Annotated in this window: 10 protein-coding genes; 6 read left to right on the top strand and 4 right to left on the bottom strand. The window is 62.7% G+C overall.

The window, feature by feature from the left end:
- Window positions 1-4: 4 nt before the first annotated feature.
- The 3 genes from sdhD to OKW28_RS09090 all read right to left on the bottom strand — a co-directional run bounded on the left by sdhD (window position 5) and on the right by OKW28_RS09090 (window position 1,751).
- Window positions 5-373, bottom strand: a complete 369-nt coding sequence (gene sdhD, locus OKW28_RS09100; protein WP_429444908.1) for a succinate dehydrogenase, hydrophobic membrane anchor protein — start codon at window positions 371-373, stop codon at window positions 5-7.
- 3 nt (window positions 374-376) lie between these two features.
- On the bottom strand, window positions 377-793 hold the full coding sequence (sdhC, locus tag OKW28_RS09095) for a succinate dehydrogenase, cytochrome b556 subunit (RefSeq protein WP_090808277.1): 417 nt from the start codon (window positions 791-793) through the stop codon (window positions 377-379).
- A gap of 157 nt (window positions 794-950) precedes the next feature.
- Entirely contained in the window at window positions 951-1,751 is an 801-nt protein-coding gene (locus tag OKW28_RS09090; protein WP_429444906.1) for a GntR family transcriptional regulator, read from the bottom strand.
- A 539-nt stretch (window positions 1,752-2,290) separates the two neighbouring features.
- Between OKW28_RS09090 and OKW28_RS09085 the strand changes: the two genes are divergently transcribed.
- From OKW28_RS09085 to acnA, 6 genes are all read left to right on the top strand, one after another.
- Window positions 2,291-3,274 (top strand): malate dehydrogenase, encoded by a 984-nt coding sequence (locus OKW28_RS09085; protein ID WP_090808272.1) that lies wholly within the window; start codon window positions 2,291-2,293, stop codon window positions 3,272-3,274.
- Between the two features lie 191 nt (window positions 3,275-3,465).
- Window positions 3,466-4,482 carry an HpcH/HpaI aldolase/citrate lyase family protein gene (locus OKW28_RS09080; RefSeq protein WP_429444904.1) on the top strand — a complete coding sequence of 339 codons (1,017 nt, stop codon included), beginning with the start codon at window positions 3,466-3,468 and terminating at the stop codon, window positions 4,480-4,482.
- Between the two features lie 53 nt (window positions 4,483-4,535).
- Complete coding sequence (prpC, locus tag OKW28_RS09075; protein ID WP_429444902.1) at window positions 4,536-5,723, top strand: bifunctional 2-methylcitrate synthase/citrate synthase; 1,188 nt, start codon at window positions 4,536-4,538, stop codon at window positions 5,721-5,723.
- A 101-nt stretch (window positions 5,724-5,824) separates the two neighbouring features.
- Entirely contained in the window at window positions 5,825-6,328 is a 504-nt protein-coding gene (locus tag OKW28_RS09070) for a hypothetical protein (RefSeq protein ID WP_429444900.1), read from the top strand.
- A 24-nt stretch (window positions 6,329-6,352) separates the two neighbouring features.
- On the top strand, window positions 6,353-7,804 hold the full coding sequence (locus tag OKW28_RS09065) for a bifunctional 2-methylcitrate dehydratase/aconitate hydratase (RefSeq protein WP_429444898.1): 1,452 nt from the start codon (window positions 6,353-6,355) through the stop codon (window positions 7,802-7,804).
- Window positions 7,805-7,846: 42 nt separating this feature from the next.
- Window positions 7,847-10,561, top strand: coding sequence for an aconitate hydratase AcnA (gene acnA / locus OKW28_RS09060; protein ID WP_429444896.1), 2,715 nt, complete (start codon window positions 7,847-7,849; stop codon window positions 10,559-10,561).
- A gap of 143 nt (window positions 10,562-10,704) precedes the next feature.
- Here acnA and OKW28_RS09055 read toward each other — a convergent pair whose 3' ends face one another.
- Window positions 10,705-14,475: a DUF748 domain-containing protein gene (locus OKW28_RS09055; RefSeq protein ID WP_429444895.1), complete on the bottom strand. Its 3,771-nt coding sequence runs from the start codon at window positions 14,473-14,475 to the stop codon at window positions 10,705-10,707.
- Window positions 14,476-14,679: the final 204 nt, after the last annotated feature.

The raw sequence follows: 14,679 nt of genomic DNA, 5'->3' as shown, positions 1-14,679 counted from the left end.
GCTTTTATACTCTCCAGAGAATCTGCGCAGCGTAGCCCGCGCATGCGAGCAACCAGAGGATCGTCAGCGCCTGCAGGACGAGACGCGTGCCAACGGGCTTCACGTAATCCATCCAGATGTCACGCATACCAACCCACGCGTGGTAGAACAGCGAGAGAAGCGTGACGAACGTGGCGAGCTTCATCCACTGCGTCGCGAAGATCGACGCCCAGCCGTCGTACGAAAAGTCGCGCGCGAGGAAGAACCACGCGAGCAGAATCACCGTGTACACCGCCATCACGCAGGCGGTGACGCGTTGCGCGAGCCAGTCGCGCAGACCGTAATGCGCGCCGACGACGAGACGCTTCGAACCGATTCGGTTATTGGCTGACATTTTTTAGAATGCTCCGAACAGTTTTGCCGCGAATGCGATGGTAAGCAGCGACGACACAACGATCACCACGATGGAGGTCGATTTGCCCTTCTCTTTCGACACGGCATCATGATTCGTATCCATCACGAGGTGACGGATGCCGGCGCAGAAGTGGAACAGGAAGGCCCACGCGAGAACCAGCGTGATCAGCTTGACGATGATGTTGGAGAGGAAGCCTTTGAATACTTCGAAGCTCAGTTCGGAAGTCAGGCTCTGATCGAAGAGGAACAGCAGGAACGGAAGGAAGAGAAACAACAAGGCACCGCTCACGCGATGCAGAATCGACACGCGCCCCGCCAGCGGGAGACGGTATGCCGTCAGTATTTGCCCAATACCGATGTTCCGGAATTCCGGCCTCGGTTTTTTTACGGCTTCTGCCATGCTAGACCCCTACTATGTAGTCACACTAATCCGCAATTTTAGCGCCTTTTTATATCGCGCTGCAGCGAAAACCACGCTGGGTCCTTTGCCGCGCGCGCATTGAAAGCGCCTTCCGATCGGCACGCGTGTGGGACGCCGCGCCTCGTTTAAGCCCGATTCAGCTCAGGTCGTTCTGATAGTAATACCCGGTTGTGACATACCAACCTCGCCGGACTTCGACCGGCCGGTCCCCATAGGTATAGGACACGCGCTCGACCGACAGCAACGGAAAACCCGCCGGCACATGCAGCAGGTCCGCCACGGAAGGCTCCGCCGCGATCGCGCGGATTTTTTCCGTCGCGCGAATCATGCGGGTACCGAATTCCGTCTCGAACATCGCGTAGAGGGGACCCTTGTACTCCGACAGCCGCTCGAGCGTGAGCCCGCGGAACACGACGCCGGGCAGCCAGATTTCGTCGAGCACGGTGACTTCGCCGTCGAACTGCAGCAGACGCTTGATCAGCACGACCGGATCGGCTGGCTTCAGATCGAGCTGCCGCGCGATTTCCGCCGATGCGCGCAGCCGCCGGCATTCGAGCAGACGGCTCACGTGCGGATGCTCGGCGCCGTCGTCGGCGAGCAATCTCAGGAAACGGAACTGCGCGCGCTCTTCGTTGTGCGTTGCAACGAATGTGCCCTTGCCCTGGCGGCGCACCAGCAGGTTGTCGGCGGCGAGTTCGTCGATCGCCTTGCGCACCGTACCCTGACTCACCTTGAAACGGGCGGCCAGTTCGACTTCACTAGGAATGATCTCGCCTGGCTTCCATTCGCCGCTTTCAAGGCTCTGCGTAATCAAGCCCTTGATCTGCTGATATAAGGGGCTGAAGGTAGGCGACGCGGCAGCGGAAACAGCGGATACGCCTTCGCCGGCGGCCCCTTGGCCATTCGGGTTCACAGGATTCGCCGGGTTCGAATTCATGCGCGCATTTCATCATAAAGGGCTGGGACACGTCTAGGGTTTTCCCCGCGATAGATGTGTCTTATATAAGACATAAGATACAGTTGACTTTGTCTGTTTCGACTCCTACACTCCTTGTCGAGCAAGGGTTTGCGGGATTTTGCGGCGGCTGTTTGATGCAGCGCCGCGACGCTCCGGCAGCCACTCTGCACCATGCCGTCCCCTACGCAGTTCAGGTTTCGATTCGCCGCCATCCGTTGCATTCGCGCGCTGTCTCCGTGTTGCACCCGCTGGCCCGATGCTTGCCGAAACGCGCTGTTTGCAGGAGCCCGCACCGTGCAGTTGCGGCCCCGGCCCGGTGTAAGCCCTGGGCCATCCCGTCCCGCTCCGCAGTACAGCTTTCCGGCACGGCGGTCTTGCCGCAGCGCGCCGCCCGGTCTCGGCAATTCCGAGCCCGCACGCGAACAGTGAATTCCGCCGTGTTTCATAACGCTACGCTGAACGCGCATATAGAATGGCGTTTTCCCTAGCGTCTAACGCATCGTCCTGGAGATTTCTCAATGGCTAAGCCCGCAAAGCGCGTTGCCGTCACCGGCGCCGCAGGTCAAATCGCTTACTCCCTGCTATTCCGCATCGCCAATGGCGACCTGCTCGGCAAGGACCAGCCGGTGATCCTGCAACTGCTCGATCTGCCGCAAGCGCAAGCCGCCGTCAAAGGCGTCGTGATGGAACTGGATGATTGCGCATTCCCGCTGCTGTCGGGCGTCGTGATCACGGACGACCCGAAGGTCGCATTCAAGGACGCCGACATTGCACTGCTCGTCGGCGCGCGTCCGCGTTCGAAGGGTATGGAGCGCAAGGATCTGCTGTCGGCCAACGCCGAAATCTTCACGGTTCAGGGCAAGGCGCTGAACGACGTCGCCAGCCGCGACGTGAAGGTTCTGGTGGTCGGCAACCCGGCCAACACGAACGCATACATCGCCATGAAGTCGGCGCCGGATCTGCCGAAGAAGAACTTCACTGCGATGCTCCGTCTGGACCACAACCGCGCGCTGTCGCAACTGGCCGCCAAGTCGGGCAAGCCGGTCGCGTCGATCGAAAAGCTCGCAGTGTGGGGCAACCACTCGCCGACCATGTACCCCGACTTCCGCGTTGCAACGGCTGAAGGTCAGGACCTGACCAAGCTGATCAACGACGAAGAATGGAACCGCAACACGTTCATCCCGACCGTGGGCAAGCGCGGCGCGGCGATCATCGAAGCGCGCGGCCTGTCGTCGGCGGCATCGGCGGCTAACGCTGCGATCGACCACGTGCGTGACTGGGTGCTCGGCACGAACGGCAAGTGGGTCACGATGGGCATCCCGTCGGACGGCTCGTACGGCATCCCTGAAGACATCATCTACGGCGTGCCCGTGACCTGCGAAAACGGCGAGTACAAGCGCGTCGAAGGTCTGGCAATCGACGCGTTCTCGCGCGAAAAGATGGACGGCACGCTGCAGGAATTGCTGGAAGAGCGCGACGGCGTTCAGCACCTGCTCGGCTAAGCATCTGATGCCGATGAACCGGAACTCCGAAGCGTCAGCGCGGCGGGTTCCGGTTTTTTTCGTGTGAATGGCCGTGCGATCATCGCCATTCACCTCTGATTCGAACGTGCTTTGCCGTTGCCCGACGGCACTCGCGCAGAGCACGCCCGAATCCGACATCCTTAATCCTCACCACACCCCACACGCCGAAGATGCGCGTTCTCACACCCGCCGAAGTGCTGTTTGAGGGCGAAGCGCCGCCCGCTGTGCTGCCTGCCTGCGATCACTACGCGGGCAGCGAAAAGCTGATGCTGAAGTCGCTCGCGTTACAGCAGCAACTCGGCCCGGTGTTCGATATCACGCTCGATTGCGAAGACGGCGCGCAGGTCGGCCGCGAGGCTGAGCACGCGGAACTGGTCGCATCGCTACTGGGCAGCGAGCATGACCGCTTCGGCCGCGTCGGCGTGCGCATCCACGACTTCGCTCACGCGCACTGGCGCGACGACGTACGCCTCATTCTGCGCGCCGCAAAGCGAGCACCCGCTTACATCACGCTGCCGAAAATCCGCAATGTTCACGATGCCGCCGAAATGATCGCGTTCATCGAGGCGACGCGGCGCGAGCTCGGCCTCGCGCAGCCGGTGCCGGTGCAGTTGCTGGTCGAAACCCACGGCGCGCTTACGCGTGTGTTCGAACTCGCCGCGCTGCCGGGCGTCGAGGCGCTGAGCTTCGGCCTGATGGACTTCGTCTCCGCGCACGACGGCGCGATCCCCGATACCGCGATGCGCTCGCCGGGCCAATTCGATCATCCGCTCGTGCGGCGCGCGAAGCTCGAGATTTCGGCGGCCTGCCATGCGTTCGGCAAGGTGCCGTCGCACAACGTCAGCACTGAAGTGCGCGACATGAGCGTGGTCGCGGACGACGCACAGCGCGCCCGCAACGAGTTCGGCTACACGCGCATGTGGAGCATCCACCCCGCGCAGATCGAGGCGATCGTCGCCGCGTTCGCGCCGCGCGACGAAGAAATCGCAACGGCCACCGAAATCCTGCTGGCCGCGCAGTCCGCGCATTGGGGCCCGACGCGTCATGGCGATACGCTACACGACCGCGCGAGCTACCGCTATTACTGGTCGGTGCTGCGCCGCGCGCAAACCACCGGCCGCGCTGTTCCACAAGAAGCGGCGCCGCTTTTTGCGCAAGTGGGCGCCAACGGACAGTCTGTGGCATAAGCGACGCGTTTTTCAAACGGCAGGATGAGCCGGCACACAGGAGAAGGCGGAACATGAGCGAGACGACGCAAGCCGCTGGCGCAACAGGCGACAACGAAACGCAAAGCGGCTTCAAACCAAAGAAATCCGTCGCGCTGTCGGGCGTGACCGCGGGCAACACCGCGCTGTGCACGGTCGGCAAGACCGGCAACGATCTGCACTATCGCGGCTATGACATTCTCGACATCGCCGAGGCGTGCGAATTCGAGGAGATCGCTTATCTGCTGGTTCACGGCAAGCTGCCGACGCAGGCCGAACTGACCGCGTACAAGACGAAGCTGAAGTCGATGCGCGGCCTGCCCGCCAACGTGAAGGCCGCGCTCGAATGGATTCCGGCCGCCGCGCATCCGATGGACGTGATGCGCACCGGCGTGTCGGTGCTCGGCACCGTGCTGCCCGAGAAAGACGATCACAACCTGCCCGGCGCGCGCGATATCGCCGACAAGCTGATGGCCTCGCTCGGCTCGATGCTGCTGTACTGGTATCACTACTCGCACAACGGCAAGCGCATCGAGGTCGAAACCGACGACGATTCGATCGGCGGGCATTTCCTGCATCTGCTGCATGGCGTCGAGCCGTCGAAGGCGTGGGTCGATGCGATGCACGTGTCGTTGAACCTGTACGCGGAGCACGAGTTCAACGCGTCGACGTTCACCGGCCGCGTGATCGCGGGCACGGGCTCGGACATGTACTCGGCGATCACCGGCGCGATCGGCGCGCTGCGCGGCCCGAAACACGGCGGCGCCAATGAAGCCGCGTTCGAAATCCAGTCGCGCTACCAGACGCCTGACGAAGCCGAAGCCGACATCCGCCGCCGCGTCGAGAACAAGGAAGTCGTGATCGGCTTTGGCCATCCGGTCTACACGATCTCGGACCCGCGCAACAAGATCATCAAGGAAGTCGCGAAGAAGCTGTCGAAGGAAGCGGGCAACACGAAACTGTTCTCGATCGCCGAGCGGCTCGAATCGGTGATGTGGGACGCAAAGAAGATGTTCCCGAACCTCGACTGGTTCAGCGCGGTGTCGTATCACATGATGGGCGTGCCGACCGCGATGTTCACGCCGCTGTTCGTGATCTCGCGTACGGCAGGATGGAGCGCGCACATCATCGAACAGCGCGTCGACAACAAGATCATCCGGCCGAGCGCGAATTACACCGGACCCGAGAATTTAAAGTACGTGCCGCTAAATAGGAGAAAATAGTGATCGCTGCGCGCTCCACAGCGCGTGCAGTTCAACCCACGCGGCCGCCGGACCGGTCGTCCGCGCACTGTTTAACTGATTTTGATAGAAAGGTTTTCTCCATGAAAAAGCTGATGATCGCCGCCATGATTGGCGCCCTGTCCACGACGATGCTGACCGTCGCGACTGACGCCGCCGCTGCGGACACGGCCACCACCACCACGAAGAAGGCTGTCGCAAAGCGCCCGGAGCCGCGCCGCCTGATCAAGCGCAAGGCGAATCCGGCGAAGGAAGCGAAGGTCGATCCGACTCCCGAAGGCGCGGAAAAGTGGTCGTGCAAGGATGGCCTTGCTTTCGAAATGAAAGGTGACATGAAGCGCGACCAGATCGTCGTGGTTCACTGGGCGAACAAGAACTACAACCTGCCGCGCGAAGCGACCACGACGGGCGCCGACCGCTTCCACGACGCAGCATCCGGTATGGACCTCGTCGTGATCCCGACGAAGGCCATGCTGTTCCAGGACAAGGACAGCTCGCGTCTCGCGGACGAGTGCAAGACGGTCGCCATGGAACAGGGCGCGCCGGCTGCAACGCAATCGAACGCGATCAACAAGATCGGCAACTGATTTTCGCCGCCAGGGAAGCCCCCGATGTCCGCCCCGATCTCCAACGTACGACCCGCCCCGGACGCCGTCCTGGTCGATATCGTCGACTACGTGCTGGATTACCGGATCGACAGCGCGCTCGCGCTGGAAACCGCGCGTCATTGCCTGATCGACACGCTCGGTTGCGGACTCGAGGCGCTTACCTACCCAGCCTGCACCAAGCTGATGGGACCGATCGTGGCAGGCACGATCGTCCCCAACGGCGCGAAGGTGCCGGGCACGTCGTTCCAGCTGGACCCGGTTCAGGCGGCCTTCAACATCGGCGCGATGATCCGCTGGCTCGATTTCAACGACACCTGGCTAGCCGCCGAATGGGGCCATCCGTCCGATAACCTCGGTGGCATTCTCGCGACGGCCGACTGGCTCTCGCGCACCGCCATCGCAGCCGGCAAAGCGCCGCTGACGATGAAAGACGTCCTGATTGCCATGATCAAGGCGCACGAAATTCAAGGCTGCATCGCGCTCGAGAACTCGTTCAACCAGGTCGGGCTCGATCATGTGCTGCTCGTCAAGCTTGCGTCGACCGCCGTGGTCGGCCAGCTGATCGGCCTTACGCGCGACGAGCTGATCAACGCGGTATCGCAGGCGCTCGTCGATGGGCAGGCGCTGCGCACCTACCGTCATGCGCCGAACACCGGTTCGCGCAAATCGTGGGCCGCCGGCGACGCGACCTCGCGCGCCGTGCGCCTCGCGCTGATCTCGAAGACCGGCGAGATGGGCTATCCGTCGGTGCTCAGCGCGAAAACGTGGGGCTTCTACGACGTGCTGTTCAACGGCAACGCGTTCCAGTTCCAGCGTCCGTACGGCTCGTACGTGATGGAAAACGTGCTGTTCAAAATCTCGTTTCCGGCCGAGTTCCACGCGCAAACCGCCGTGGAAGCCGCGCTCGCGCTGCATGTGCAGCTCGCCGCGCAGGGCCGGCGCGTCGAAGACATTCGCCGCATCACGATCCGCACGCACGAAGCGGCGATTCGCATCATCGATAAACAGGGTCCGCTGAACAATCCGGCTGACCGTGATCATTGCATCCAGTACATGATCGCGGTGCCGCTGATTTTCGGCCGTCTGACGGCTGCCGATTACGAAGATTCAGTCGCGCAGGACTCGCGTATCGATGCATTGCGCGCGAAGATGGAATGCGTCGAAGACCCACAGTTCACGAAGGACTATCACGCCCCGGAAAAGCGTTCGATCGCCAACGCACTGGCGATCGAATTCAACGACGGGTCGAAGTTCGGTGAAGTCGTAGTCGAATACCCGATCGGTCATAAGCGCCGTCGTGAAGACGGTATTCCGTTGCTGGTCGAGAAGTTCAAGACCAACCTCGCGCGGCGCTTTCCGGTCAAGCAACAACTGGCGATTCTCGACGTATCGCTCGACCAGGCCAAGCTCGAAGCGACGCCGGTCAATGAATACGTCGATCTGTACGTCATCTAGGTTGAGTACTGTAGTTCCGCGATCCAAACCAAGGAAAACACCATGGCCCACAACCTCCACAAAACGCTCAAGGAATTCGACAGCGGTTCCGGCAAAGGCAAGTTCTACTCCCTGCCGCAACTCGGCAAGGCTCTGAACCTCAAGATCGACCGCCTGCCGGTCTCGATCCGTATCGTGCTGGAATCGGTGCTGCGCAACTACGACGGCAAGAAAGTCGCCGAAGAACATGTCACGCAACTCGCGAACTGGAAGCCGACCGCGGCGCGCGTCGACGAAATTCCGTTCGTCGTGTCGCGCGTCGTGCTGCAGGACTTCACCGGCGTGCCGCTGCTCGCCGACATCGCCGCGATGCGCGGCGTCGCGAAGGCCGTCGGCAAGAACCCGAAGTCGATCGAGCCGCTGGTGCCGGTCGATCTGGTCGTCGACCACTCGGTGCAGATCGACCACTTCCGCGAGAAGAACGCGCTCGACCTGAACATGAAGCTGGAATTCCAGCGCAACAACGAGCGCTATCAGTTCATGAAGTGGGGCATGCAGGCGTTCGACACGTTCAAGGTCGTGCCGCCGGGCGTCGGCATCGTTCACCAGGTGAACCTCGAGTACCTCGCGCGCGGCGTGCACAAGAAGGCCGACGGCGCGGACACCGTGTACTACCCGGATTCGCTGGTCGGCACGGACAGCCACACGACGATGATCAACGGCATCGGCGTGGTCGGCTGGGGCGTGGGCGGGATCGAAGCCGAAGCAGGCATGCTCGGCCAGCCGGTGTACTTCCTGACGCCGGACGTCGTCGGTGTGCACCTGAAGGGCAAGCTGATCGAAGGCGTGACGGCGACCGACCTCGTGCTGACGATCACCGAACTGCTGCGCAAGGAGAAGGTCGTCGGCAAGTTCGTCGAGTTCTTCGGCAAAGGCACGCGCTCGCTGTCGGTGCCGGACCGTGCGACGATCGGCAACATGGCGCCGGAATACGGCGCAACAATGGGCTTCTTCCCGGTCGACGAAAAAACCATCGACTTCTTCCGCGGCACGGGCCGCACGGACGCGGAAATCTCTGCGTTCGAAAACTACTTCAAGGCGCAGCAGCTGTTCGGCATTCCGGGCGAAGGCGACATCGACTACACGAAGGTCGTCACGCTGGATCTCGCCACGGTCGCGCCGTCGCTGGCAGGCCCGAAGCGTCCGCAGGACCGCATCGAGATCGGCCACGTGAAGTCGACCTTCACGGACCTGTTCTCGAAGCCGGTCGCTGAAAACGGCTTTGCGAAGAAGGCCGCCGATCTCGACGCGCAATATACGACCAGCAACGGCGTCGACGTCAAGAACGGCGACGTGCTGATCGCCGCGATCACGTCGTGCACGAACACGTCGAACCCGAGCGTGCTGCTGGCCGCCGGTCTGCTCGCGAAGAAGGCTGTCGAGGCTGGCCTGACCGTCGCGCCGCACATCAAGACTTCGCTCGCTCCGGGCTCGCGCATCGTCACCGAGTACCTGACGAAAACTGACCTGCTGAAGTACCTCGACAAGCTCGGTTTCACGCTGGCCGCTTACGGCTGCACGACCTGTATCGGTAACTCGGGTGACCTGACGCCGGAACTGAACGAAGCGATCACGAAGAACGACATCGTCGCGGCAGCCGTGCTGTCGGGCAACCGTAACTTCGAAGCGCGGATTCACCCGAACATCCGCGCGAACTTCCTCGCGTCGCCGCCGCTCGTCGTCGCGTACGCGATCGCCGGCAACATCACGCGCGACCTGATGACCGAGCCGGTCGGCAAGGGCAAGAGCGGCAACGACATCTACCTCGGCGACATCTGGCCGACCAGCGAAGAAGTCAACGCGCTGCTGAAGTACGCGCTGGATGCCGACGCGTTCCGCAAGAACTACTCCCAGCTCACGAAGAAGGGCGACCTGTGGAGCAAGATCGAGGGCGAAGTAGGTCAGGTCTACGATTGGCCGAAGTCGACCTACATCGCCGAGCCACCGTTCTTCGGCAAGGACTTCTCGATGACGCCGGCTTCCAGCATCGCGCCGGTCAAGGGCGCACGCGCGTTGGGCATCTTCGGTGACTCGGTCACGACCGACCACATCAGCCCGGCAGGCTCGATCAAGGAAGACTCGCCAGCAGGCCGCTGGTTGAAGGAAAACGGCGTGCAAAAGGCCGACTTCAACAGCTACGGCTCGCGGCGCGGTAACCACGACGTGATGATGCGCGGCACGTTCGCGAACGTCCGTATCAAGAACCTGATGATCCCGGCGAAGGCGGACGGCTCGCGCGTCGAAGGCGGCCTGACGATTCACCAGCCGAGCGGCGAACAGCTGTCCATCTATGACGCAGCGATGAAGTACATCGACGCCAGTACGCCGACCGTCGTGTTCGCGGGCGAAGAGTACGGCACGGGCTCGTCGCGCGACTGGGCGGCCAAGGGCACGCAACTGCTGGGCGTGAAGGCTGTGGTCGCACGCAGCTTCGAGCGGATCCATCGTTCGAACCTGGTCGGCATGGGCGTTCTGCCGCTGCAGTTCAAGGGCTCGGATAGCGTGCAGTCGCTCGGCATCACCGGCGAAGAAACGTACGACATCGAAGGCCTCGGCGACGACTTCAAGCCGCAACAGGAAGTCACGCTCGTGATCCACGGCAAGGACGGCGACAAGCGCGTTCCGGTGCTGCTGCGTATCGACACGCCGATCGAAGTCGACTACTACAAGCACGGCGGGATTCTGCCGTTCGTGCTGCGCTCGCTGCTGGCTGCTTAAGCCTCGCGGCAACGCATACAGCCTCGCTGTTTTGCAGGGGCTGCGTCCTGTGGAGGGCGCAGCCGACTTTGAAGCCCGACCTGAGGTCGGGCTTTTTTTATCGGCTCGCCGAACGCCACGGCTCACGCGCCGCGACTCCTCCATCACTTCAAGCCGAAATCGACCCGCGTCGTCGCACCCTTGTCCTTGATGTCGTCGGCATTCATCTTCGGCGCGACGATAAACACGCGGCTGCTGTCGATCTTGCCTTCCAGGTACTGCTGCACACTCTGCGCGCGCCGCTGCGCGAGTTGCCGCAAGCTCGCGTCGTCGATCGGTGCGTTGGCCGCGAGCGCGCCCTTCATGTCGTCGTCGGGCAGCGTCTTCGTCATACCGATGAAGTTGCGCGGCTTCTTGAAGTCGGCGGACTTGTAGGCCTTGGTCAGATATTTGTCGTAGTCCTGCTGATCGACCGTGACCGTCGACGGATCGACGCTCTCGCCGTTACCCACCGCGTCCTTGATCTTCTGCCGCTTGACCATCTGATCGACGTACTGCGTGCGCAGCGCCGGCTCGTCGACCTTCGGATCGACGCGTCCGATCAGGTCCATGCGGATCGACGGCTTGTCGGTGAGTGCCGTCACGATCGTGTCGAGTTTCTGCTTGTCCGCATCGGTGAGCGTCGCCGAGCCGGCCTCGAATTCGACGTAACCGAGGTCCTCACCATTGCCGCCGAACGCGTGCGCGATCAGCGAGAACGGCGCGGTCACCGCCTTTTCGAGCAGATTGAGCACCGCATGCCAGATCAGCCCGCCGATGCTGAACTCGGGGTTCGACAACGAGCCCGACACTGGCAGGTTCACGTCGATCTCGCCGCGCGAGTTCTTCAGCAGCGAGATCGCGAAACGCACCGGCAGCTTGGTCGCGGTGTCGTTGTCGACGTGATCGCCGAACGTCAGCTGATCGATGAACAGGTGGTTGTTCGCATTCAGCTGGTCGTTCTCGAGCTTGTAATGCAGATCGACGTTGAGCTTGCCCTTCGTGATCGGATAGCCCGCGTATTTCGCCGAATACGGCGTCAGGTTGGTCAGCTCGATGTCGTGCGCGGTCGCGGTCAGATCGAGCGCCGGTTTCGCGATCAGCGGATTAATGGTGCCGCGGATCGTCAGCGGACCGTTGGCCGCGAGCTTCGCGGCGACGTCGACCGGCGCGGGCGTCGTCGATTCCGTACCGAACGCGCCGATCGTGCCCTGAATGGCGACGAGGTTCGCCGTGTAGTTCGGCCTGATGAAGTTGTCGGTATAGGTCACGCGGCCCTGCTGCAACACCAGTTGCCCGACGTGCATCTTGACCGGGTTTGCTGGCGGCCTCGCGGCCGTGGCGCTGGCGACGGCCGTGGCGGCAGGCATGCCGGGCGTTGCAGCAGATGCCGCGACCGGCGCCGACGCCGCGACTGCCTCGGACACCGCCTCGGGCGTCAGCGGAATCGGGTGCGAGCCGCTCTTGTCGCGCGTCAGCGACTGCGTCGTACCGCCCTCGTGCGCGACCACATCCTTCAGATTCAGCTTGCCTTGCGCGTCGAGCAGCACACGCCCATAGAACTTCGAGAACGTCACGCGGCCCGCGTCGACGACGGTGCCGTGCTCGTCGTAGTCGGCCTTGAGGTTCGACAGCGCGAGCGAGCCCCAGCCCACGAACGGGTCCGACGTCACCTTGTCGAGCATGCGCACGGCGACGAGCGCCATGTCGCCGCGAAAGTTCGCTTTCAGCGACTTAGCCTGGGTGACCGCGAGATCGCCGTTCGCGTTCAGCAGCGCGCTCGCAAGCGTCGCGTTCAGGTTGCTGCCGAAGTACGGCTCGAACGCGGCCGCGTCGAGCTGGTTCGCGTTGATCTTGACGGCCAGCTTTAGCGGCGTCGCGGTCACGTCGCCCTTCACAGCGAGCGTGCCCTTCTTGTTCAACGTCGCCTGCAGGTCGACCGGCAGCGGACGGCCCAAGTCGTCGCTGATCTGCCGCACCTTCAGCTGCACCGGCGCAAAGCTCAGTTTGACCGGCTGCGGCGTCGTGTTGTCGGTGAAATCGGCGGTCGCATCTTTGAGCGTCAATTCGGCGATCTTGTAGCGCCATGCGGGGCCTTCGGCGTGCGCTTGTTTCGCCGCGTGGATCGCCGTGCGCTCCGTCGCCTGTTGATGCGCCCCCGCGAGCGCATTCAGATTGATGGTGCCGTCCTTCAGGCGCTGCGCGTCGACCGCGAGACCGGTTACGTCTACGCTCGTCACGTCGGCCGTGCGCGCCGCGACGTCGACCTGTTTGACTACCACGTTACCCTGCGCGAGCGAGATCACCGGCGTCTTGCCGCCGCGCGCCGCGAGCTTCACCGCCTGCATGTCCAGCTGCGTGTCCGCGACCGTCAGCGCCATCGGCGACTTCGACCAGTTCGCGTCGATATTCGTCGTCGCGGACAACGCGCCGTCGAGCACCTGCGCGGACGTCGCGGTATCCAGATACGGCTGCAACGGCGGCAGCTTCAGCGACTTCAGATCGAGCTTCGCGCTCGCCGTCTTCGCCGCGAGGCCGACCGTGCCGTCGGCGGCGAGCGAACCGCCGCCGTCTTTCAGGTTCGTGTTCAGCGTGTAGTGCGCTGGCGCCGACGCGAGCGTCGAGAAATCGGTCAGCGTAACTGCGAGGTTTTGCAGCCCGGCTTCTACTGGATGCGACACGGCTTCGTCGTGTACGTTCACGGTGCCGTCGTTGAGTGTGAAACGTTTGATCGCGACGTCGAACGGCGGGGCCGCCTTTTCGGCGGCGGCGGTTTTGGCGTTGGCATTCGCGTCCGCGGTTTCCTTTGGCGTGGTTTTTTCCGGCGCGGGCGCGAACATATGCTCGACGCTCAATACGCCGTCCTTGTCGCGCGCGAGGCTCGCGCTCGGCGCGTCGATGCGGATATCGTCGAAGTGATAGATGCTCTTCAACGGTTCGAGCGATGCCGCCGTCACATGCACGGCGCGCGCCGCGAAAAACGGCGCCTTGCCTTGATCCTGCACGTTGACGTCGTTCAGATCGACGGTGCCGGCGACGCGCAGCGACGGCGTGTCGTTCGACATCTCGAAGTTCAGCTTCAGGTCGGTGGACAGCTTGCCCGACTGCACGATCACCGGCAGCTTCGACGGCGCGTAAGACACCAGCTTCGGCACGTCGAGCTCGTCGAAGCGCAGCGACACTTCCGACTCGCGCGACGCCGCGAACGGCTTGGTCCTGCCGTCGATCGCGAGCTGACTGTCACCGTCGAGACGCGCGCGCAGCAGCGGCTCGACGAAGATATCGGTCTTCGACGGCAGCGTCGCGATGAACGGAATGCCGAGCTTCCATTGATCGATCACGTGGCTCGTGCGGAGCAGCCGGTCGTCGAACCTGATCTGGCCGTTTTCGACGCGAATGTTGGAGACGGAGAACTGCGTCGGCTTGCTATTCGGTTTTGCCGGCTGATTCGCGAATTTCTCGATCAGGTCGCTGAAATTGAAGTGCTGCGCATCGAGGCGAACGATATGAAAGCGCGGCGAATCGACCTGCACTTCGTCGACGATGGGCGCGCCGCGAAACAGCGAACTCCACGACGGCTTCACGATGAGCCGCGAAATATCGACGAAGTCGCCCGCGCCGCCGCGCTCGCCGATATGCACGTTGTCGGCCTCGAAACGCAGCGTGTACGGATTGAGCGCGATGCGGCCGATCGACGCCGGCCGGTCGAGCTGCTTGCTCAGTTGCTGGCTCGCGATGTGGCGGATCAGCGGCGGCGCCGCGAAAAAGCCGAGCAGGCCGAACAAGACGACGAAGATCAGCAGACCGACGAGAATCCGTCGCGTACGGCGCGACTGCGCGACTGCGCGCACGGTCTGTATGGAGGAGGCTAACGATGCTTTATTGAGGCTTGCCATGCTCGATGTGGAGGAATGCGGCGGCAAGCCCGCCGCGAAAAACAGAGATCCCGCAAGCGGCAGTATAAGGCGTGAATCAATGGTTAGACAGGAATGTCAGGCCCGCCTTGACGATTCGTGCTGCTGACTGACTGGCTTTCCCGCGAACGAGATTTTCGCGAGCGTTAGATAACGAAACCGGACGGCGCGCGGTTTGCCCGCGCG

The organism is Paraburkholderia sp. 40, assembly GCF_050434105.1.
Taxonomy (GTDB): Bacteria; Pseudomonadota; Gammaproteobacteria; order Burkholderiales; family Burkholderiaceae; genus Paraburkholderia; species Paraburkholderia tuberum.
This window is presented reverse-complemented; position numbering and strand designations above follow the sequence as displayed.